Here is a 22641-nt window from a genome sequence, read left to right on the forward strand (position 1 = left end):
AAACGGTCTATCTTGAGTACTTTATATTTTACAGACAGAAGTAATGTTAACCTGGATGATGTTGTTTTTAATGAAGCGGTTTCGCAGCAAATCAACCAGTTTTTAAAAGAATATCAATATCGGGAAATCCTGGAACAATATGAATTACCGGTAGTGAACAAGATGCTGTTGCACGGGAAAACCGGATGCGGAAAAACCATGACGGCCAAAGCAATCGCTAAAAGGCTGGATAAAAAAATCATTATCGTAAATCTGGCCAGTATCGTATCGTCTAAGTTGGGTGAAACAGCTAAAAATATCGAAGGATTATTTAAAGAAGTCTTGTACGAAAGTGCCGTGCTGTTTTTTGATGAATTTGATTCACTCGGACAAATTCGGGATTACGACAATAAAGACAGTAGTGAAATGAAACGGGTTGTGAATGCTATTTTACAGCTCATTGATAATTTTCCGAAAAAATCGATATTGATTGCCGCAACTAATCAGATTCAGATGATAGACGAAGCCTTAGTACGCCGTTTTGAATTAAAACTCGAATTTACACTGCCGTCCCGTGAGGTTCTGGATAATTATTATACCGCATTACTGTCAAAATATCCGGAAGAATTCTGTAAACTCGAACGAATATATGACGTGTCATTTGCTGAAGCAAAAAATCACGTTTTTAAAGCGGTTAAGAATAATATCATTCAGGCAGAAATTGAAAAACAACAAAATAATTAATCCCGTTCAGGGGAAAAAATAGAATCCTATGATGCATTGGGAGCAATTATTATCGTTAAAAAGACAAGGAGATACCAGTAAACGTTTGCGTAAAGAACAGGATGATACCCGTTTGGGTTTTGAAGTCGATTATGACCGGATCATCTTTTCTTCCGCATTTCGAAGCCTGCAAGATAAAACGCAGGTTATACCTTTATCGAAAACAGACTTTGTTCATACGCGTTTAACGCACAGTCTTGAAGTTTCGGTTGTGGGACGTTCATTAGGGCGTTTGGTCGGAAAAAGAATTCTTGAAAAATACCCTCATTTAAAAGAAGTGCACGGGTTTCATATGAACGATTTCGGAACTATTGTCGCCGCTGCGGCTTTGGCGCATGATATCGGAAATCCGCCTTTCGGACATTCGGGTGAAAAAGCAATAGGTGAATATTTTAAAACCGGAAAAGGGAGTAAATATAAAGAACTGTTGGCGCCAAAAGAATGGCAGGATCTGATCGATTTTGAAGGTAATGCTAATGGTTTCTCAGTGCTAACCGGTTCACGTCCGGGTAACGAAGGCGGACTACGGATTTCATATGCGACTTTAGGTGCTTTTATGAAATACCCGAAAGAAAGTCTTCCGAAAAAACCGACTCCACATATCGCTGATAAAAAGTTTGGCTTCTTTCAGACGGATAAAGTATTTTTTAATGATGTTGCTGCCGAATTGGGACTTATTCCGAATAAAAAAGGAGATGATATCGGATATGAAAGACATCCGTTGGCATTTTTGGTTGAAGCGGCCGATGATATCTGTTATACTATTATTGACTTTGAAGACGGAATCAACCTGGGATTGGTCGACGAAGATTTTGCATTGGAATATTTGGTCAAACTCGTAACGCATACGATGGATCGAAAGAAATACAATACTTTGGTTACTAAGGAAGATCGGATCAGTTACTTGCGCGCTTTGGCGATCAGTAGTTTGATTAATGATGCGGTTAATGTGTTTCTGGAAAATGAAGCGGAAATATTAAGTGGTACTTTTCATTCGGCGTTGATGGATAAAAGCCGATATAAAGCACAGATGGATGATATTATCAAGATCAGTGTTAAAAATATTTACCAGAGTAATGATGTGATTGAAAAGGAGATTATGGGCTATCAGATCATTAATACATTGTTGGATAAATTCTGTACTGCTTATAATAATAAGTTCGAAGGAGTGGCTACAAATTATGATCAATTGATATTAAAATTGCTTCCGGAGAAGTTTGTAACCGAAAAAATGAGTTTGTATGAAAGACTAATGCATATCTGTCATTTTATTTCAATGCTAACTGACGGGAAAGCCTTACAGATTTTTAACATTATTAAGGGTTAAGTGTGATATAATTGATAAGTTTGCAATAATTTTTTGTTAAGTTGAATAAAATTCTAATTTTGTGAAACTTAAATTGAAAAAAGCTAACTTAAAATTATGAAAAAAACTACCCTGTTGATGTTGTTATTGACAAGTGGTGTTGGATTTGCGCAATCTCAAAATGAGCAGATCCAACGTTATTTGGCCGGTAACCATCAAAAGTTAGGCCTTTCCCGACAAGATGTTGCGGATTGGTTTGTAGAAAGTGAGGCGAGTTCTTCGTCAACCAAGATTAATAACTACTACGTAAAACAACGTTATCAAGGGATTGAAATTTTTAACGCTGTTACTAATTTCTCCATTAAAAATGGTGAAGTGATCAATGTAGGAAACCGTTTTGTCGGTAATGTGGCTGCTAAAGTGAATACGGTAGTACCGGTATTGTCGGTTACAGACGGATTTCTGAAGGCGCAATCGCATTTAAAAGTACCGGCTTTCAGTTCGCAAATCGCTACGAGGATCAGTGACAAAGAATTTAAACTGACTAACGGAACCTTAGCGGATGATCCGGTGAGCGCAGAACTGGTTTTTCAAGAAATGGAAGATCAGTCTTTACGTCTGGCTTGGGATTATACTTTCTATACGTCAGATTATAAACATTTATGGAGTGTTCGTATTGATGCCGTAAACGGTAAAATGCTGGAAAACTTTGATTTGGTGTTAACCTGTAACTTTGGTGATTCAAATCATAAAGAACATAACCATTCGGTAAACTTTACAAGTCAGGCTTACAAAGAAGCCAGCTCATTAGCGCAGGTACAATCCGGTTCTTACCGTGTTTATCCTTACAATGTAGAAAGCCCGAACCACGGAAATCGTGAATTACTGGTAACACCGCATAATGCAGTGGCTTCTCCTTACGGATGGCATGATACTAACGGTGTGGCCGGACCGGAGTTTACTATTACCCGCGGAAATAATGCTTGGGCGAAAGAAGATATCGCCGGAAATAACGGAACAGGAACTAGCCCGAACGGTGGTTTAGGAATGGTTTTCGATTTTCCTTATGGCGGTACAGGTGTTCAGCCGTCAACTTATACCAGTGCTGCTACGACGAACTTATTCTATATGAATAATATCATGCACGATATTATGTATCAGTATGGATTTAATGAAATAAACGGAAACTTCCAGCAAAATAACTACGGAAAAGGAGGAACTGTTACATTTAACGGGGATCCTGTTTTAGCCGATGCACAAGATGGTAGCGGTGTTAACAATGCAAATTTTGCCACACCGGTTGACGGTCAGTCGCCGAGAATGCAAATGTTCTTATGGAATGTAGGACCAAGACCTAATCTTTTCCGTATACATTCTCCGGCTTCTCTTGCTGGGGGCTATTTTGCAGTTGAAAATAATTTTACTGCCGGACATGTAGCTGTGCCGATAGCACCGGCTGCTATTACAGCAGATTTAGCATTATTTGATGACGGTATTCCGGATAATAACGACGGATGTACTGCAGCGATAAACGGAGCGCAGTTAAATGGGAAAATTGTATTGATCAGAAGAGGTTCTTGTGATTTCGTAAATAAAGTAATGTTCGCTCAGAATGCAGGAGCTGTCGGTGTTATTATGATTAATAATTTGGAGGAATACATGGTGATGGGAGGATCAAATGCTGCTATTACGATTCCGGCTATATTAGTCAGTCAGTCAGTTGGAAACGCGTTAATTGCCGCGATGCAATCCGGACCGGTTAATGTTAGTTTGACACATGAAACAGTAAACTTTGTTAATTCAGACGGAGACTTTGATAACGGAGTTATTTCACATGAATACGGTCATGGAATTTCATCGCGTTTAACAGGTGGACCTGCTAATGCATCTTGTTTGACTAGTACTGAACAAATGGGAGAAGGATGGTCTGATTTCTTTGCTTATTTATTGCAGATTAAAGCAGGAGATTCTCCTGTAACAGGAAAAGGAATTGCTACTTTCTTAGCAAATCAGCCTACATCAGGTGTTGGAATCCGTCAGTACAAATATTCAACCGATATGGGAATAAACCCGCTTACATATGGTGATACGAACGGTTTGACTTATGTAGATGCTAACGGAAATACACGAATTGATGTGCATGCTGTTGGAACTGTTTGGGCTACGATGCTTTGGGATTTAACTTGGGCTTATATCAATAAATATGGCTATGATCCGAATATTTATACAGGAACGGGAGGAAATAATAAAGTTCTTAGGTTGATCATCGATGCATTAAAATTACAACCGTGTAACCCTTCGTTTGTTTCCGGAAGAGATGCGATTATCGCTGCTGATCAGGCTACAACCGGCGGACAGGATTTTTGTATTATCTGGGATGTTTTTGCAAGAAGAGGTCTTGGGGTTAATGCTTCTGCCGGAATGAATAGCGGAGTATCTGCGATTAATGACCAGGTGGAAGATTTTACAACACCGCCACAAGGTGCAAACTGTACAATGGCTGTTGATTATTTTCAGAATGAAGAAATGATCAAAGTATATCCGAATCCGTCTAACGGACAGTTTAATGTATTTATCGGAAACTATTCCGGAAAAGTTTCATTACAGGTATACGATATCAACGGAAGAAATGTTTACAACCAGAAAGTAGAAGACTTTAACATTGAAAGAACAATTAATCTTAAAGGGCTGCAATCAGGAATGTACATTCTTAAAATTGAAGGTGATAATTTAAATTATACTAAAAAGGTAATATTAAATTAATGCTATATAACAAAAAAAAGGTTCCGAAAGGAACCTTTTTTTTGTTTTAAAATGTGTAACTCAAACCAACGCCTAAGAGTTGTTTGAACTGTATTTTCGGCCCCTGAGTAACCTGTACGCCATCAATCTCTTTTTTAGATTTGATGTCATCGTCATAAACCAGATGGGTTCCGATATTGGCTTTTACATATTCATTTACGACTAAGTCTAACTGCAATTGCCAGTCTACATCAATATTCCCGAAATTATTCAGATAATCGGTATAAAGACTTAACCGGTGATCCAGAAACATATTCTTATAAATTTCGTTTTTCCACTGATTCGTAACCAAAATACCAACTTCTGTACGTGATTTTTTACCGTGTCGAACCAGATTCCCGTTTTCATCATAAACCGCTTTGTCAACTCCGAAAGCACCCTGATCGGCCAGACGTTCATCAAGTACCAAAGTAGTCTTTTGGGTTAACGGTGAAAAATAGGCGTTTAGCTTTTGTTCCTTATTGGAATACTCGGCACCGACTCCCAGAAATAAATAAGCGGGTGCAAAGGCTTTTGAAATAGCCAGATCGGTATTCGGGTAAGCATAACCACTGGTGAACTGTGTGTTAAAGTTCAACTTCGCACTATGATACCAGTTTGAGATACTATCATGACGATATCCGATAGTAGAATTCAATTGAATAGCATCGTCTGTTTTACGAAGCTCGCGCTCTTCTTGTTTATTAACGCCATAGCGAACGATTAATTCGTTTTTCCACATTAGATTGCCCTTTGTGTAGTTTCGTAAAAAAGCGCCCTTTAAAAGCCCTGAAATGGAGTTGTTTCCTCCGACACTCCAATTGATAAATGCAATTTGGCTGAAATCGAGTCCTACGCTGTTTTTCTTGTGCCAGTAGGATGTTGTGTCGGGAACTGTAGTTCTTACTACGTCTTGTGCATTACTTTTTTGAACGAATAGAATAAAAAGTAATCCGAATAGATACGGAGTAATCTTCATGATAAATTTAGTTTTTAATTTTTTTTAGTTTGACAAAAGTGGTTAAATCAGTAACTTGAAAAAAAAGTTACAAGACTATTAACGTCAATTTTGCATTTTTCTTGTTGCTCAAGAACTGTGCCGTGCTCAATGAATTCATCTGGAATGCCCAGTATTTTAACAGTTAATGACCGGTAATGACCTGATACGAATGAAGCAATAGTACTTCCGAAGCCTCCGTTAATCGTTCCGTCTTCAATTGTGATCAGGCTTTCATGTGTACTACAGATGGTGTTCAATAGTGTTATGTCTAATGGTTTTATAAACGGGAAATGATAATGAGAGAATAATTCGGAATTACCGGTTTGTTCTAATGCCTTTATTACATTGTTACCGATAGTTCCGGTTGATAAAATGGCTATTTTGCTTCCTGAAGCGAGTGTTTTTGCTTTTCCGATTTCAATTTTTTCAAAAGGAAGTTGCCAGTTAAGCTGATACCCTCTTCCTCGCGGGTAACGAATGGCTATCGGATGATCAAGACCTAATTGTGCGGTATACATACCGTTTCGAAGTTCCGTTTCGTTTAACGGAGCAAATAGAATAAGGTTTGGAATACAGTTGAGGTAGGCGATGTCAAATACACCCTGATGTGTTGCACCGTCTTCACCCACTAAACCGGCTCTGTCCAAACAGAATATAACCGGTAAATTCTGTAAGGCTACATCGTGAATCACCTGGTCGTAAGCGCGTTGCAGAAAAGTGGAATAAATATTGCAAAATACAATCATTCCTTGTGTAGCCATACCGGCGGCAAGCGTTACGGCATGTTGTTCGGCTATACCGACATCAAAAGCTCGTGACGGTATTGCATCCATCATAAATTTAAGAGAAGAACCTGTTGGCATAGCCGGAGTTATTCCGATGATGCGTTCGTTTTCTCGCGCCAGTTCGACTAGTGTTAAACCGAATACATCCTGAAACTTTGGTGGAAGATTTTCGTCCGGTTTCGTTAAAATTTCTCCGGTTGTTTTGTCAAATTTTCCGGGTGCATGATACCGTACCTGATCTTTTTCGGCAGGTTCAAGACCTTTACCTTTTGTTGTAGTTATATGAAGGAATTTTGGTCCTTTTTTATCTTTTAGTCGGGTTAGTTCTTTGATTAATAATGAAATATCATGACCGTCAACCGGGCCTGAATATTCAAAATTTAACGAACTGATCATATTGTTGTCACGGGGATTTCGTCCGTCTTTTACAGCGGTTAAATAGTCTTTCAGTGCGCCAACGCTCGGGTCGATACCTATCGCATTGTCGTTTAGAATAACCAGTAAATTGGAATCGGTTACACCGGCATGATTTAAACCTTCAAATGCCATTCCGGATGCAATGGAAGCATCGCCAACTACAGCAATATGATGTCTTTCGGGAAATCCTTTTAATTGCGAAGCGATTGCCATTCCTAAAGCGGCAGAAATTGCAGTTGACGAATGGCCTACGCCAAAGGTGTCATAGGAACTTTCACTTCGGTTGGGAAAACCGGAAATTCCGTTTAATTGCCGGTTGGTGTGAAATACAGCGGCTCTTTCAGTTAGGATTTTATGACCATATGCCTGATGTCCGACATCCCAAACCAGTAAATCATCCGGAGTGTTAAAAACATAGTGAAGGGCAATAGTTAATTCGACTACGCCCAGACTAGCGCCCAAATGTCCTCCTTTTGTAGCTACAATGTCAATGATAAAATCACGTAATTCCTGAGCTAAAGCAGGAAGCTGCTCAGCCGGTAATTTGCGTAAATCAGTGGGAGATAGTATGTTTGATAAGAGTTTCGCTGACATAGTGCAAAGGTACAATTTGAAATTGTATTTTTGTTTCTATGGAAAACATTTTCACGGACGAATATTTTATGAAGAAAGCACTCCATGAAGCGGAGATTGCTTTTGAAAAAGGAGAAATTCCTGTTGGAGCGGTAGTAGTAATCGATAACCGGGTAATTGCGCGGAGTCATAATCTGACGGAGTTGCTAAACGATGTAACGGCACATGCTGAAATGCAGGCAATAACGGCCGCAGCGAATTTTCTTGGCGGGAAATACCTGAAAGATTGTACGCTTTATGTGACATTGGAGCCGTGTCAGATGTGTGCCGGAGCGCTTTATTGGAGCCAGGTTTCAAAAGTGGTTTTTGGAGCCGGAGATGATCATAGGGGGTATCGTAAAATGGGAGCACAGTTGCATCCGAAAACAATTGTGGTTAACGGGGTTATGGAAAATGAATGTGCTGCTTTGATGAAAACCTTTTTTCAGAAAAGACGATAAGTTACGGGTATAAAAAAACCGCTCCGTTTCACAACGAGCGGTTTTGAATTTATTTGATTTCACTTCCTTCTTTATCGAAAAAGTGATATTCTAAGTACGTGTAAGCGTCACGAGGTATAACTTTCACCCATTTTTTATGTTCAAAAAACCATTTTGAACGTAATGATGGAAAACCTTTAGTTATATACGCAGCCACAAAAGGATGCGCATTCAGGACCACTTTTTTATGATCCTTAAAAATTCTTTCTAGATCAGCCGATATTTTATCAATAATAAGAATAGGAGCTTCAATTTCCCCGTTTTCATTGTTCGGGTTTTCTTCTCTTGTTTTGATATTTACTTCTGGTCTGACTCTTTGTCTAGTAATTTGAATTAATCCAAATTTGCTAGGAGGCAAGATTTTATGTTTTGCTTTGTCATCGCTCATTTCCTCGCGTAAGAAATCATAGAGTACTTTACGGTTATCAGGATTTGACATATCGATAAAATCGACAACAATAATACCGCCCATATCTCTTAATCGTAATTGTCGGGCTATTTCGGCCGCAGCAATCAGATTCACTTCAAGGGCTGTGTCTTCCTGGTTTTGCGCTTTGTTGGAGCGGTTACCGCTGTTAACGTCAATTACGTGTAAAGCTTCGGTGTGTTCTATGATTAAATAAGCTCCTTTGCTCATAGAAACCGTTCTTCCAAATGACGTTTTGATTTGTCGCTCTATATTGTATTTCTCAAAAAGAGGTAATTCTCTCGATTGATAATGCTTAACAATAGATACTTTAGCAGGAGCTATTTCTTGCAAATACTCCTTCGTTTGATAATACAGATCCTCATCATCAATATGAATACCGGTAAAGGTATCATTAAATACATCTCGTAATATGGATGACGCTCTGTTGAGTTCACCTAATATTTTTGAAGGATGATGAGCTGTGGGGATTCGCTTACACATTGCTGTCCATTTGTCCAGCAAGTTTTGTAAGTCTTTGTCAAGTTCAGCTACTTTTTTGCCTTCTGCTACTGTTCTGACAATAACACCAAATCCTTTTGGTTTGATAGATTGAACCAAACGTTTCAGTCGGTCTTTTTCTTCTTTTGATTCAATCTTTTGTGAGATGGAAATCCGGTCCGAAAAAGGAACTAAAACTACATATCGTCCGGCCAGAGAAAGTTCTGAACTTATTCGGGGGCCTTTTGTGGATATGGGTTCTTTAACTACTTGAACTAAAATTGATTGATTGGCACTTAACACGTCGGAAATAGCGCCGTCTTTATCAATTTCAGGTTCAAAAGGAAAGTTTTTTAGGGAGAAATCTTTTATTTTACCTGCGCTTACAAGTTTAATGAATTTCATCAGAGAAGATAGATTCGGGCCTAAATCATGATAATGTAAAAAGGCATCTTTTTCGAAACCTACATTTACAAAGGCCGCATTCAATCCTGCAACGGGTTTTCGGATTTTGGCAATAAAAATATCACCTACCTGAAAACCGCTTTTTTCACCTTCTTCCCGATGCAATTCAATTAGTTTTCCATCTTTTAATAAGGCAAAATCTACCGCTTCTGAACTGGATCGGATAATTAATTCCTTGTTCACTTGGTACATTTTTATCCGTACATTAATAGTGAATACCCAAATACGGGTTATTAGTGTACAGATGGATTAAACATTAAATTTACAGGTTTTACCCGGGAAATCATAGCGTCCGGAAGTCAAATGCAGGAACTACACTATTAAATTGTAGTAAAAAACTTTCTGATTTGATCCGGTTTTTATGATTTCAATTTCAATGAACTTTAAACTTTAAAAAGAAAAAAGTAGTTTTAAACTACTTTTTCTTCTTATGACGGTTAGCTCTCGCTCTTTTTTTACGTTTGTGAGTTGCTACCTTATGTCTTTTTCTTTTTTTACCACTTGGCATAAATTGTAGTGTTTAGAGTGATTAATAAATTAGTTAACTTTTACTTCAGTATTCGTTTTCACGCCATCAACAAAAACTTTTGCTGGTTTGAAAGCCGGGATGTTGTGGGCAGGAATCTTAATTGTAGTGTTTTTAGAGATATTTCTACCAGTTTTTTCTGCTCTGGTTTTGATGATAAAGCTACCAAAACCTCTTAAGTATACGTTGTCACCAGTTTCTAATGAGTTTTTTACTTCGTCCATAAAAGACTCAACTGTTGCTTGTACATCTCCTTTTTCTAGACCCAATTTTTCGGAAATTTTCGCTACGATGTCTGCTTTCGTCATTTTCTTTCGTATTTATATTGATGTGTAATTTTTTGAGTTTGCAAATATAGCAATTAAAAATACAATATTTCAACCTTAATCAATTAAAATTTAATTACATAAAGTTTTATTTTTGTCTCTTAATTTTTTATAATGAATTTTTCTAACTCGTTAATCCAGTGGTATTTGCAGTCTAAGCGCGATTTGCCATGGCGAAAAACGACCAATCCTTACCTTATATGGCTGTCTGAAATCATGTTGCAACAAACGCGAGTTGCGCAGGGTTTGCCGTATTTTTTAACATTTGTTGATGCTTTTCCAACCGTATTCGATCTGGCTCAGGCTGACGAAGAAAAAGTTTTGAAACTTTGGCAGGGATTAGGGTATTATTCGAGGGCTCGCAACCTTCATGCTACAGCTCAGTATATTGCTTTTGAAAGAAATGGTGAATTCCCTGAAAATTATGACGGCCTTTTAAAGTTAAAAGGAGTAGGGGAATATACCGCTGCTGCCATTGCTTCGATTGCTTATGGTGAGCCGGTGCCGGTGGTGGATGGAAATGTGTTTCGGGTTTTGGCGCGTTATTTTGATGTGGAAACGGATATTTCGCTCCCTGTTGCTAAAAAGGAGTTTTGGGCATTGGCGGCAGAATTGTTGCCGGTTGATAAAGCTTCGTTGTTTAATCAGGCTATGATGGAATTCGGAGCGCTGCAATGTGTGCCTAAAAATCCGGATTGTACTATATGTGTGCTGAATGATGGCTGTGCGGCACTTCAGAAAAAGAAAATAGCAAGTCTTCCGGTTAAACTGAAAAAAACGAAAGTTACAAACCGATATCTGAATTATATTATATTGAAAGATGTTGAAGGAAGGACGAAAGTACAGAAACGAGAGGATAAAGGAATCTGGTATGGCTTATATGAATTTCCGCTGATCGAAACGAAGTTGGATGCTGCTCAGGAATTGTTACCGGAACTGATTGTACGGCTTGATGGGATTGCGGAGAAAAGCAAGTTGGAAAATGTGCGGCTTTTAAACAGGGAAGTGGTTGTGCATAAATTGTCGCATCAGCATTTGCATATTCATTTCTGGGAATTGAAAATCGATAAAAAGTTACCGGATGGACTATCTTTTGATGAAATTGAAAAGCTTCCGTTTCCGATTGTGATATATAATTTTATCACAGAGTATGTGAAAAAATAAATAGAATTAGTATATTTGAGATAATAAATAGGTACGAGCCATGAACGGAACGGTAAATAAAGTTATGTTGATCGGGCATTTAGGAGATGATGTCAAAATGCATTATTTCGAAGGAGGAAATTGCATCGGGCGTTTTCCTTTGGCAACTAACGAAGTCTATATTAACAAGACTACAAACGAAAGAATCACCTCTACAGAATGGCATAATCTTGTTGTGCGGAACAAAGCCGCTGAGATTTGCGAAAAATACCTTTCAAAAGGGGATAAGATTTATGTGGAAGGCCGTATTAAATCCAGACAATGGCAAGCCGAAGACGGAACAACAAAGTATACCACAGAAATTCAGGTTACTGAGTTTACCTTTTTAACGACCAAAAAGGAAATTGAAAATAATAAACAAGGTTTTCCTCCTTCAGGCGATACTCCTAAACCTTCTTTTGAATCGCCGGGCGCATCAATGCAAAATGATGATATGCCGTTTTAATTGTTTAACTAATTTTATTTGATTTGGACCCAGGCCCCGTCAGTTTAATAAGTACAATAGATTTTAACCTTATTTTTTTAATAATAGGAATACTTTTCCTGTTACTTTGTTCTGCACTGATATCCGGTGCGGAAACTGCGCTCTTCTCACTTAGCAAAAAAGACGTTGAAAGTCTGGAAACATTCGACAATGTCAGAGGGAAACAAATCAGAAGATTACTGGAAGCACCTAAAAAGTTGTCAATGACTTTTTTAGTGGCTAATAACTTTTCTAATATTGCAGTTGTTGTGCTTTTCTCATATCTCGGTGAAAGAATTTTCTCCGAGTCAATGGCGATCAGTACAAAAATCCTACTCGAAATTGCACTTGTAACGCTATTGATTCTTTTCTTCGGAGAAGTATTGCCTAAAATGTATGCTACCCGAAACAATATCAAATTTGCCAAAGGTGTTAGTCAATTGGTTGTTTTTTTGGATAAATTGTTGACTCCGGTTAGCATTCCGTTGCGAAAAATTATTATTTACCTGCATAAAAAAATGGGTAGAGAAAAAGAGAATTTTTCCGTGGATCAATTATCGCAGGCACTGGAAATGACAGACTATGGCGATACAACAAAAGAAGAGCAGAAAATACTGGAAGGAATCGTGAATTTCGGAAATACCGAAGCCCGACAAGTTATGAGTCCGAGAATAGATGTATTTGCATTGGATATTGAAGACTCGTTTTCAGAAGTACTTAGCGAGATTGTAGAAAAGGGATACTCGCGAATTCCTGTTTTTAGAGAACATATCGATCATATTGAAGGTGTTTTATTTGTGAAGGATTTATTGCCTTACATTGATCAGTCAGATTTTGAATGGCAAAAACTACTTCGTGAGCCTTTCTTTGTTCCGGAGAATAAAAAACTGGATAACCTGTTGAAGGAATTTCAGGGAATGAAAAATCATTTGGCTATTGTGGTTGATGAATATGGGGGAACTTCCGGAGTGATCTCATTGGAAGATATCCTGGAGGAAATTGTAGGCGATATCAGTGATGAGTTTGATGATGAAAATATTGTCTATTCGCAGATTGATACTAAAAACTTTTTATTTGAAGGTAAAATTAGTTTAAAGGATTTTTATCGGATAGCTCCGGTAAAAGAAGAGGTTTTTGAAGCTAATAAAGGCGAGTCGGAAACACTGGCCGGATTTATTTTAGAAATTTCGGGAAATTTTCCGAAAAAGCATCAGAAAATAAATTTTGCAGATTGTATATTTACGGTCGAATCGGTGGATAAACGCCGGGTCAAACAAATTAAAGTAACCTTACTTGATGAATAGCCTATTTAGAAATATAACTTTTGCATTGTTAACCGGAGCGGGATTACTGTTTACAGCTTGTAAAGGAGATGTAGTGCCTAAACCGAAAGCGCATTTACGATTGGATTATCCTAAGCCGGAATATATGCCGTTTATGGATGGTTGTGCTTTTACTTTTGATGTTAACCAACGGGTTACAATTACCAAAAAAGGGGAATGTGGTTTTGATATCACGTATCCGAATATGAAAGGAACGATTTATATTGATTATAAGCCGGTAAATAATAATATAGATGTTTTACTGCGTGATGCACAAAAACTGACATATGAACATGTGGTTAAGGCCGATGATATTCAGGAGCAGCCGTTTGTAAATCCAAGAGATAAAGTATATGGAATGTTTTATCAGGTTGGAGGAAATGCGGCTACGAATGCTCAGTTTTATCTGACTGACAGTACCCGGCATTTTGTTGTGGGATCGGTTTACTTTTATACCAAACCTAATTTTGATTCGATACTCCCGGCCGCAAGTTATATTAAAAACGATATGCGGAAGATTATGGAGACATTACAGTGGAAAAAATAAAAAAGCGAACCGTTTGGTTCGCTTTTTTATTGTGACAAGCAGTTTGTTACGCTTTGTTAGCTTCTGATTTCATATGAGAAACTTTATATGTTTTTCCGTCAGCTACACCTTCAACAGTTTGTGTTAATGTAGTTGCTGTTTGCTTGTTTGCATCGAATTCCACAGTAGCCGTTTTGGTTTCAAAATCAACTTTAGCCGATGTTACACCGTCAAGACGTCCCAATTTGTTTTCGATTGTCGCAGCACAACCCATCGCACAGGTCATTCCTTCGATAGTAAAGCTGGCTGTTTCCATTTTAGCAGCAACTTCTTTAGTGTTTTCTGTTGCAACAGTGCCTTCAGTAGTATTCTTCTCTTCTTTTTTACAGCTTACTAATGCGAAAGTTGCAAATGTCAGTACGGCTATTTTTTTAGTGATATTCATAGCGGATGTTTTTTTTTGTTATTAAAAAGCTCTTTTGTAGCGCGTTACAAAATTATAAAAAAATGCACGTTTTCCCGTTTTATTGTTAGACTTTTACGTCTTAAAAAAATACTAAAAAATGACAAAACAGATCAAGTGGATATTGTTAGTCGGGCTTTCTTTAATCTGGGGTAGTTCGTTTATCCTGATCAAGAAGGGACTGATTGGATTAACGCCTTTCCAATTGGGAGGATTAAGGATTTTATTTGCAGCCTTTTTTTTGCTGATCGTTGGCTTTCGAAGTCTTACCAAAATACCGTCGGAGAAATGGAAGTATATAGTTTTAACGGCATTCGTGGGGACTTTTATGCCGGTATTTCTGTTTGCGTTTGCTCAAACGGAAATCAGTAGTGCAACCAGTGCAATTTTAAATTCCCTGACACCTTTAAATACCTTGCTGTTAGGTGCATTTGTATTTGGATTAGAATTTCAACGCAGACAGTTTTTTGGTGTGTTGATCGGGTTGATCGGATGCGTTGTCCTGATTTATTCCGGAGCGAAGAATAACCCGGGACAGAATTATTATTTTGCGATTCTGGTTGTGATTGCCGCAGTTTGCTATGCGATGAATGTAAATTTGATCAAAAAATACCTTTCGGATGTAAATTCACTGAGTATTACAACCGGTAATTTTTTGGTGCTGATGATTCCGGCTTTTGCGGTATTGTTTTGTACCGATTTCTTTCAGGTGATGGATAAAGTTGAGGTGAGGGAATCAGCTATGTATATTGCTGTTTTGGGAGTATTGGGTACCGGTATTGCTAATATTGTGTTCTTTCGGCTAATTCAAATGTCGTCTCCTATTTTTGCTTCTTCGGTAACCTATCTGATTCCGGTTGTTGCTTTTGTTTGGGGCGTATTGGATCATGAAAAGATGGAATTGTTTCAGATAGTCGGAGCGGTGATTATCTTAATCGGAGTTTATTTTTCAGCTCGTAAATAATAAGAGTTATAAAAAAGAAAAGGGGCTGACTCAATTTTGAGAACAGCCCCTTTTTAGTATAGGAAAGCTATTGATTATTGAAAATCAGCAGCGGTTACTCCTTCGTTGATTTTTACGTCAGATGTAGTAAAATCAAGATCCATACCTACATTCATAATCGTTTTGTAAGGAACTTTTATTCCTTTTACTTCTTTATAATCGCTGTAAGAAACCATTTGTGTCATTTTTTGACCACCTCTTTCCATGGTTTTAGATTCGCCGATTTTTAAACCGGTTTTTACATCGTAATATAAAGTCGATTTACCGTTTTCAATAGCGTAAGCATCACTTCCGTTGATGTTTTCGATCGCTTTGATTTTAAGGTCGGTTCTTTTAGCATAAGCTAATTCCGGGAACGCGGCAGCACTTTCTTTTTTCTCTTTGAATTCCTCTGCTGTGTAATCTTTACGCTGTCCTTGTTGAACGGCATAAGCTGATTTGTCATTTATAACCTGTTTAGACATTGACATTCCGGCTACTTTCATTTCCATTAACGATTTGTTATCGGAAGTGTGTTTGCTGATTAATTCTAAAGTTTGTCCCTGAATTGATGCAGTAGCAGTTGTTGCAATCGATTTTACTCCGGCTACAACTTTTTCTCCTCCGATTGCTTTGATATAGTTGTCAAAAACCGTTTTTGCGGTAACTCCGGCAGGAATAGGTTTGTTCACAGTTGGTTTTTCAGCAGGATTTCCGTATTTGTCAAAATAGAAAATAGGAATTTTTAAAGATTCTAATCCTGGTAATACATCAGCTGCTTTTCCAACTACAACTACTCGGGTGTTGTCAGCTAAGAAATATTTGTTCGCTGCATTACGGATATCTTCCGGTGTTACAGCGCTGATGTTTTTGATATAGTTTTCGTAAAAATCCTCAGGTAAATTTTGTGTAGCAGTGTTTACAGCATAACGTGCAATAGTTGTCGGTTTTTCAATTTGCATTACAAAGTTTCCGATGTATTTCGCTTTAGCATTTTTTAGATCTTCAGCAGAAACCAAGTCGGTTTTAATGCGTTTTAATTCGTTGAAAAATTCTACAACAGCACTATCAGTAACAGCATTTCTGACAGAAGCGGAAGAACGGAATTTAGTTACGTATTTTCCTGCTCCGATAGAAGAATAAGCGCCGTAAGTCCATCCGTGTTTTTCACGTAAGTTAAGGAATAGTCTTCCTTCACCACCACCACCAAGAATCTGGTTAGCTAATAATGTAGCGAAGTAGTCTTTATCCGTCATTTTAAGATTAACGGTGTTTACAAGAGCAATTTCTGATTGTACTGCGTTTGGCATGTCTACAAAGTTGATTTGAGAATACTGAACGTTTTTAGGATCAGAATAAGTCAATTGCGGAGCGATCGCTTTTTTCCATGAACCGAAAAGTTTTTCAACTGTCTTCTTTGTTTCTTTTAAGCTTACATCTCCGATAACAACAAGGTAGGCATTACCCGGAACAAAATAGGTATTGTAGTTTAGGATAACATCGTTAAGCGTTACTTTGTTGATGCTTTCTTCACTTAAATATTCTCCGCTTGGGTGAGTTTTTCCGAATGCAAGAACATCTTCTACTCTTGAAGCAACAGCGGTAACACTTTTCTCCTGAGATTTGATTCCCTCTAATAATTTAGCTTTCTCTTTGTCGAATTCCACTTGTGTGAATACAGGGTGTAATGCACCATCGGCCATTAATTCCAGGATTCTGCCGGCATATTTGGATAATCCGCTTGCGCTGGCTCCGTTTGAAGAGAAATTGATGTTAGCACCTAAAAAGTCTACTTCTTCGTTAAAAGCATCTTTAGCGATTTTTTGAGTGCCTTTTCCGATCATGCTGCTGGTTAAATCAGCAACACCTTTTTTGTCGCCTTCAGCATAAGGTGGATTGTCTAATGTTAATGTGTAGGAAACTCTCGGTAATTTATGGTTTTCTACTACCATTACTTTTAATCCGTTTTTCAAAGTAAAGGTTTCCGGCTTTTTAACATTAATTGTTGGCGCCGGCCCCGGTTTTGGTTGAGGTCTGTCTTGTGCTTGCATAGTAATCGATAAAAACAAGCTCGCTGCTATATATATAAATTTTTTCATGATGAATGGCTGCTTAGTTTTGTGCTTTGTCTTTTGCTGGAGTATAATCTAAAATCAAACGTTGGTTCGGATTCAAATATTTCTTGGCCACATCTCTGATTTCTTCACGGGTAATGGAACGGTAAATGTCAATTTCTGTATTAATTAAGTTAACATCACCATAAAGCAGGTAGTAAGAAGCCAGGTTTTCGGCAACACCTTCCAGATTGGAATTGCTGTTTACGTTTTGGTTCTCGAATTTGTTCTGTAATTTTTGGAAATCTTTTTCAGAAATTAATTCTGTTTGTAATTTGGTGATTTCTTCATCCATACCTTTAATAAGGTCAGCAGGAGTATTCGGGCTTAAAGGTAAACCATAGATAAAGTATACACCGTAATCTTCCTGGCTGTAGTTGAAAGCACCGATTTGTAATGCCATCTTTTTCTCGTCGACCATCTTTTTGTACAATCTTGAGCTTTTTCCGTCAGATAAGATAGAAGAAATCATATCCAGTACTCGTGCATCGCGTGTTTTCATAGATGGTGTTCTGTAAGCAGTAACTGCCATCGGGATTTGGATGTTCGGATCTTCGTAAGTAGCGTGAATCGTTTGTGTGATCGGAGCTTCCTCGAATTTCTCACGATTAATTGGAGTTCCTTTTTGGATCGGACCGAAATAACGTTGGATCCAATCTTTCGCCTGAGCAGAATCAAAATCACCGGCAACAACTAAAACAGCATTGTTAGGAATGTAGAATTTTTTGTTGAAAGCTTGAAATTCCTGAAGTGTAGCGGCATCAAGGTGTTCCATTGAACCGATAGGAGCCCAACGGTACGGGTGATTTTTAAAGATGTTCTTTTTAACTTCTGTAAATAAATTACCGTATGGCTGATTGTCTACACGTAACCTTTTTTCTTCTTTAACAACTTCGTTTTGAGTGTCTACACCGATCTGATTGATCACCGGGTGCATTAATCTTTCCGATTCCATCCATAAAGCCAGTTCCAGGTTGTTGGAAGGGAAAACCTCATAGTAATACGTTCTGTCATCAGACGTGTTGGCATTGTTGTTTCCACCGTTGGCTGTTACGATTTTGAACCACTCACCACGAGCGATGTTTTTGGTCCCTTCGAATAAAAGGTGTTCGAAGAAGTGAGCGAATCCCGTTCTGTTCGGGTTTTCATCTTTGGCACCTACGTGGTACATTACAGAAGTAACCACTACCGGAGCCGAAGGATCTTTGTGTAAAATCACATGAAGTCCGTTGTCTAAATTGTATTCTTCAAACGCTACTTTCTGCGCCGAAGCTACGCTGCCAAGCATCAGAAGTGAACTCAAAGCCATTAAAGATTTTTTCATAAAAATTAGTAATTTATTTTTGATAACGATATAGGTGTGCAATTTCGGGAAAATGTTACATTTAATTGATTTGTTTTGTGGAAAATATGCGACTTTTTATTGTCAAAATAATACGTTTCTGTAAAATTAAAGGTATATGGTTGTTTCATAAAGAATTAGTTGTATATTTGCACTCTTAAAAATTAATCAAACATTATTGTTATGTACGCAATCGTAGAGATAGCAGGGCAACAATTCAAAGTAAGCAAAGACCTGAAGGTTTATGTTCACCGTTTGGCTTCTGAAGAAGGAACTAAAGTTACTTTTGACAAAGTTCTTTTATTAGATGACAACGGAAATGTAACTTTAGGCGCCCCAGCTGTAGAAGGTGCTTCAGTAGAAGCCAAAGTGTTAAAACACTTAAAAGGTGATAAAGTTATCGTTTTCAAAAAGAAAAGAAGAAAAGGATACAAAAAGAAAAATGGTCACAGACAATCTTTAACTCAAATTGTAATCGAAGGTATCGTTGCAGGTGGAGCTACAAAGAAAAAAGCGACTAAAAAAGCGGAAGCTACAGAAGAATAATTAACATTAAAAACTAATACGTCATGGCTCACAAGAAAGGTGTCGGTAGTTCCAAGAATGGTAGAGAATCAGAATCGAAACGTTTAGGTGTTAAGATTTTTGGTGGTCAAGCTGCAATTGCTGGAAACATTATCGTAAGACAAAGAGGTTCTAAGCACAATCCGGGAGAAAACGTTTACATGGGTAAAGATCATACTTTACATGCAAAAGTTGACGGAGTGGTGAAGTTCCAGAAAAAAGGTGATAACAAATCTTTCGTTTCTGTAATTCCATTCGAAGCATAAGAATTAACTTCTTACAAAAGAAAATACGAAAAGCCCGTTTCTTAGAAACGGGCTTTTTTGTTGGTATTGCTCTGAAGGACAAATCCAAAATAAACTTGTCAGGTTGGATAAGGTAAAAAAAATGACCTCAAAAAGTTGAGGTCATTTTCGTACAGAATATTTTGGGGATTAATATCTGTAGTATTCCGGTTTGAAAGGTCCTGCAACTTCAACACCGATATAAGCTGCTTGTTCAGCGTTTAAAGTTTCCAGCTCAACTCCTAATTTTGCAAGGTGTAAAGCCGCCACTTTTTCATCAAGGTGTTTTGGTAACATGTAAACCTGATTTTCATATTTGTCACTGTGTTTCCATAATTCGATCTGAGCCAAGGTCTGGTTCGTGAAAGAATTACTCATTACAAAGCTTGGGTGACCTGTAGCGCATCCTAAGTTTACTAAACGTCCTTCTGCTAAGATAATGATGTCTACTCCGTTGATTGTATATTTGTCAACCTGAGGTTTGATTTCAATTTTAGAAGCACCGTGGTTTTTGTTTAACCATGCCATGTCGATTTCGTTGTCAAAGTGACCGATGTTACATACGATGGTCTTGTCTTTCATTTTTTCGAAATGTTTTCCGATAACGATATCTTTATTTCCGGTTGTGGTAATGATGATGTCGGCATTAGCTACAACAGTGTCTAATTTTTTTACTTCATAACCGTCCATTGCAGCTTGTAAAGCACAAATCGGGTCAATTTCAGTAACGGTTACAATAGAACCGGCTCCGCGGAAAGAAGCAGCAGTACCTTTTCCAACATCACCATATCCGCAAACTACAACTCTTTTTCCGGCTAACATAACGTCTGTAGCACGACGGATAGCATCCACAGCACTTTCTTTACATCCGTATTTGTTGTCGAATTTCGATTTAGTAACCGAATCGTTTACGTTGATAGCAGGCATTGGTAATGTTCCGTTTTTAACTCTTTCGTATAAACGGTGTACACCTGTAGTTGTTTCTTCTGACAATCCTTTGATTCCGGGGATTAATTCCGGATAACGGTCAATTACCATATTGGTTAAATCACCACCGTCATCTAAGATCATGTTTAACGGTTGTCTGTCTTCTCCGAAGAATAAGGTCTGCTCAATACACCAGTCAAACTCTTCTTCGTTAAGTCCTTTCCAGGCATAAACCTGTACTCCGGTTGCTGCGATTGCTGCTGCAGCCTGATCCTGAGTAGAGAAAATATTACAAGAACTCCAGGTAACTTCAGCTCCTAAAGCGATTAGTGTTTCAATTAAAACCGCAGTTTGGATTGTCATGTGAAGACATCCTGCAATACGAGCACCTTTTAAAGGCTGCTCCTCTTTATATTCTGCGCGAAGTGCCATTAATCCTGGCATTTCAGCTTCCGCTAATTCAATCTCTTTTCTTCCCCAGGCAGCCAGAGAAATATCTTTCACTTTGTAAGCCACGAAAGGCAATGTTTTTGTGCTCATCTGCTATATTATTTGTAATTACAAAAAATTTAGTGCAAATTTACGGAATTAGTTTTTAAAATTGAAAGGATGACAGGATATTTCGTATTCGCTTAAAAAGCTAACAATTTTGTTATCAGGTAAATAAAAAATAATAGGTTCCATGTCTAAACCTTCGCGATAATGCCCCTTTATAAAACAATAGTAATAGCTCCCGATACCCGGGTTTTAATCTGGAAAATTACGGAGTCACTGGATGAATTATTCCGGGATAAACCGTTAAAAGCTTCTAGTCTGGCAAGGGTTAAAGGGATGAAATCGGAACAGCATCAGAGAGGATTTCTCAGTGTTCGAAACTTATTTGAAGTTTTGGGATATACCGATCTGGACTTATACTATGATGCATTTGGGAAACCGCATCTTAGTGATGGAAAAAATATCTCAATAACGCATTCCTATGATTTTTCGGCAATTATTGTCGGGTCGTATAATGTAGGTATTGATATGGAGTTGCAACGGGAAAAGATCAGCAAGATTGCAGATAAATTTATCGACCCGGAATTTGCTTTTCTGGATAAAACCGCACCGGATTATATTCGGAAGTTAACGGTAATTTGGGGAGCAAAAGAAGCTAAATATAAGATGTGTAATTCCAGAAGCCTTAGTTTTAAAGATAATATGACGGTAAACCCGTTTACAATGGAAGAGAAAAAAGGAACGGCGACTGTAGAAAAAGATAATTTTAAAAAGGAATTCGAATTTTATTTCGAAGAAATTGAAGACTTTACATTGGTCTATGCCTTAGAACAAGATAAATGTGGTTAGATGGGGGAGATTTACAAACAGATAATAACGGCAAAACAACAAGGAAAGCGATTGCTGGCTATTTTACTCGATCCGGATAAAGTCGAAATAGACGAATTGGAAGTACTGGTAGAAAAAATCGCGTTGTCTGAAGCTACTCATATATTTATCGGAGGAAGTCTGTTGTTTGCTAACCGACAGGATACGATTATTACCCTGCTTAAGAATAAATTGACATTGCCGGTATTGTTATTTCCGGGTAGTGCTTCTCATATAACCGATCTGGCTGACGGCATATTGTTTTTGTCCCTTATTTCCGGGAGAAATCCGGATTACCTGATCGGACAGCAGGTTCAGGCAGCTCCGTTACTTAAAAAATCAAAATTAGAAGTGGTATCAACCGGTTATATGTTGGTAGAAAGCGGTAAACAAACAACGGTTTCCTATATCAGCGGAACAACACCAATCCCAAATGATAAGCCGGAGATTGCTTTGGCAACGGCTTTGGCCAGTGAAATGATCGGTCATAAAATGATCTATCTTGAGGCAGGAAGCGGTGCTTTACATCCGGTTCCGTTGGACATGATACGAATGGTTTCGCAAAATATCGATATCCCGCTTATTGTTGGAGGCGGAATACGCTCTAAAGCCTGGATGGATCAGGTGTATGAAGCCGGTGCGACGCTGGTGGTAATCGGAACGGCATTCGAAAAGAATAATGATTTTTTCTCTGATTTGTAA

At 38.0% G+C, this 22641-nt stretch carries 21 protein-coding genes; 13 read left to right on the forward strand and 8 right to left on the reverse strand.

Annotated elements, in window-relative coordinates; genetic code table 11:
- Nucleotides 1-12 precede the first annotated feature (12 nt).
- The 3 genes from NOX80_RS05210 to NOX80_RS05220 all read left to right on the forward strand — a co-directional run bounded on the left by NOX80_RS05210 (nt 13) and on the right by NOX80_RS05220 (nt 4831).
- Complete coding sequence (locus tag NOX80_RS05210; RefSeq protein WP_256552261.1) at nt 13-723, forward strand: AAA family ATPase; 711 nt, start codon at nt 13-15, stop codon at nt 721-723.
- A gap of 31 nt (nt 724-754) precedes the next feature.
- Nucleotides 755-2089, forward strand: a complete 1335-nt coding sequence (locus NOX80_RS05215; protein ID WP_256552984.1) for a deoxyguanosinetriphosphate triphosphohydrolase — start codon at nt 755-757, stop codon at nt 2087-2089.
- 96 nt (nt 2090-2185) lie between these two features.
- Entirely contained in the window at nt 2186-4831 is a 2646-nt protein-coding gene (locus NOX80_RS05220) for a T9SS-dependent M36 family metallopeptidase (RefSeq protein WP_256552262.1), read from the forward strand.
- A 46-nt stretch (nt 4832-4877) separates the two neighbouring features.
- Here the strand turns inward: NOX80_RS05220 and NOX80_RS05225 are convergent, their stop codons facing one another.
- Both NOX80_RS05225 and NOX80_RS05230 read right to left on the reverse strand, forming a co-directional pair.
- A complete protein-coding gene (locus NOX80_RS05225) occupies nt 4878-5828 on the reverse strand; it encodes a DUF3078 domain-containing protein (protein ID WP_256552263.1) in 951 nt (316 codons plus the stop codon).
- Between the two features lie 47 nt (nt 5829-5875).
- A complete protein-coding gene (locus tag NOX80_RS05230; protein WP_256552264.1) occupies nt 5876-7645 on the reverse strand; it encodes a 1-deoxy-D-xylulose-5-phosphate synthase in 1770 nt (589 codons plus the stop codon).
- A 38-nt stretch (nt 7646-7683) separates the two neighbouring features.
- On the opposite strand from NOX80_RS05230, the gene NOX80_RS05235 reads away from it, so the two are divergent.
- A complete protein-coding gene (locus NOX80_RS05235; protein WP_256552265.1) occupies nt 7684-8124 on the forward strand; it encodes a nucleoside deaminase in 441 nt (146 codons plus the stop codon).
- Between the two features lie 49 nt (nt 8125-8173).
- Here the strand turns inward: NOX80_RS05235 and NOX80_RS05240 are convergent, their stop codons facing one another.
- Both NOX80_RS05240 and NOX80_RS05245 read right to left on the reverse strand, forming a co-directional pair.
- Nucleotides 8174-9727 carry an Rne/Rng family ribonuclease gene (locus NOX80_RS05240; protein ID WP_256552266.1) on the reverse strand — a complete coding sequence of 518 codons (1554 nt, stop codon included), beginning with the start codon at nt 9725-9727 and terminating at the stop codon, nt 8174-8176.
- Nucleotides 9728-10072: 345 nt separating this feature from the next.
- The gene (locus NOX80_RS05245) at nt 10073-10369 is read right to left on the reverse strand and encodes an HU family DNA-binding protein (protein ID WP_136403768.1); all 297 of its coding nucleotides are present in this window, start codon (nt 10367-10369) and stop codon (nt 10073-10075) included.
- A gap of 132 nt (nt 10370-10501) precedes the next feature.
- Here NOX80_RS05245 and mutY point away from each other — a divergent pair, with 132 nt between their 5' ends.
- Genes mutY through gldD form a run of 4 tightly spaced genes read left to right on the forward strand, consistent with a single transcriptional unit; the run spans nt 10502 to nt 13922 of the window.
- A complete protein-coding gene (gene mutY, locus NOX80_RS05250; protein WP_256552267.1) occupies nt 10502-11551 on the forward strand; it encodes an A/G-specific adenine glycosylase in 1050 nt (349 codons plus the stop codon).
- A gap of 40 nt (nt 11552-11591) precedes the next feature.
- Nucleotides 11592-12035 carry a single-stranded DNA-binding protein gene (locus NOX80_RS05255; RefSeq protein WP_256552268.1) on the forward strand — a complete coding sequence of 148 codons (444 nt, stop codon included), beginning with the start codon at nt 11592-11594 and terminating at the stop codon, nt 12033-12035.
- A 23-nt stretch (nt 12036-12058) separates the two neighbouring features.
- The gene (gene gldE / locus NOX80_RS05260) at nt 12059-13357 is read left to right on the forward strand and encodes a gliding motility-associated protein GldE (protein WP_256552269.1); all 1299 of its coding nucleotides are present in this window, start codon (nt 12059-12061) and stop codon (nt 13355-13357) included.
- The gene (gene gldD, locus NOX80_RS05265) at nt 13350-13922 is read left to right on the forward strand and encodes a gliding motility lipoprotein GldD (protein ID WP_256552270.1); all 573 of its coding nucleotides are present in this window, start codon (nt 13350-13352) and stop codon (nt 13920-13922) included. The genes gldE and gldD overlap by 8 nt, the downstream gene beginning before the upstream one ends.
- 46 nt (nt 13923-13968) lie before the next feature.
- On the opposite strand, the gene NOX80_RS05270 is transcribed toward gldD, so the two are convergent.
- On the reverse strand, nt 13969-14346 hold the full coding sequence (locus NOX80_RS05270) for a heavy-metal-associated domain-containing protein (RefSeq protein WP_256552271.1): 378 nt from the start codon (nt 14344-14346) through the stop codon (nt 13969-13971).
- Nucleotides 14347-14464: 118 nt separating this feature from the next.
- Between NOX80_RS05270 and NOX80_RS05275 the strand changes: the two genes are divergently transcribed.
- Nucleotides 14465-15328: a DMT family transporter gene (locus NOX80_RS05275; RefSeq protein WP_256552272.1), complete on the forward strand. Its 864-nt coding sequence runs from the start codon at nt 14465-14467 to the stop codon at nt 15326-15328.
- 74 nt (nt 15329-15402) lie between these two features.
- Here the strand turns inward: NOX80_RS05275 and NOX80_RS05280 are convergent, their stop codons facing one another.
- Together NOX80_RS05280 and NOX80_RS05285 are read right to left on the reverse strand one after the other, a co-directional pair.
- Complete coding sequence (locus NOX80_RS05280; RefSeq protein WP_256552273.1) at nt 15403-17445, reverse strand: M16 family metallopeptidase; 2043 nt, start codon at nt 17443-17445, stop codon at nt 15403-15405.
- Nucleotides 17446-17458: 13 nt separating this feature from the next.
- The gene (locus tag NOX80_RS05285; RefSeq protein ID WP_256552274.1) at nt 17459-18784 is read right to left on the reverse strand and encodes a M16 family metallopeptidase; all 1326 of its coding nucleotides are present in this window, start codon (nt 18782-18784) and stop codon (nt 17459-17461) included.
- Nucleotides 18785-18985: 201 nt separating this feature from the next.
- Between NOX80_RS05285 and rplU the strand changes: the two genes are divergently transcribed.
- Together rplU and rpmA are read left to right on the forward strand one after the other, a co-directional pair.
- On the forward strand, nt 18986-19348 hold the full coding sequence (gene rplU, locus NOX80_RS05290) for a 50S ribosomal protein L21 (protein WP_256552275.1): 363 nt from the start codon (nt 18986-18988) through the stop codon (nt 19346-19348).
- 23 nt (nt 19349-19371) lie between these two features.
- Nucleotides 19372-19632, forward strand: a complete 261-nt coding sequence (gene rpmA / locus NOX80_RS05295; RefSeq protein ID WP_136403778.1) for a 50S ribosomal protein L27 — start codon at nt 19372-19374, stop codon at nt 19630-19632.
- A gap of 168 nt (nt 19633-19800) precedes the next feature.
- Here rpmA and ahcY read toward each other — a convergent pair whose 3' ends face one another.
- Nucleotides 19801-21117, reverse strand: a complete 1317-nt coding sequence (gene ahcY, locus NOX80_RS05300) for an adenosylhomocysteinase (RefSeq protein WP_256552276.1) — start codon at nt 21115-21117, stop codon at nt 19801-19803.
- 162 nt (nt 21118-21279) lie between these two features.
- Between ahcY and NOX80_RS05305 the strand changes: the two genes are divergently transcribed.
- Both NOX80_RS05305 and NOX80_RS05310 read left to right on the forward strand, forming a co-directional pair.
- Nucleotides 21280-21921: a 4'-phosphopantetheinyl transferase family protein gene (locus NOX80_RS05305; protein ID WP_256552277.1), complete on the forward strand. Its 642-nt coding sequence runs from the start codon at nt 21280-21282 to the stop codon at nt 21919-21921.
- Nucleotides 21922-22641 carry a geranylgeranylglyceryl/heptaprenylglyceryl phosphate synthase gene (locus NOX80_RS05310; RefSeq protein ID WP_256552278.1) on the forward strand — a complete coding sequence of 240 codons (720 nt, stop codon included), beginning with the start codon at nt 21922-21924 and terminating at the stop codon, nt 22639-22641.

Source organism: Flavobacterium cerinum (assembly GCF_024496085.1).
Lineage (GTDB): Bacteria > Bacteroidota > Bacteroidia > Flavobacteriales > Flavobacteriaceae > Flavobacterium > Flavobacterium cerinum_A.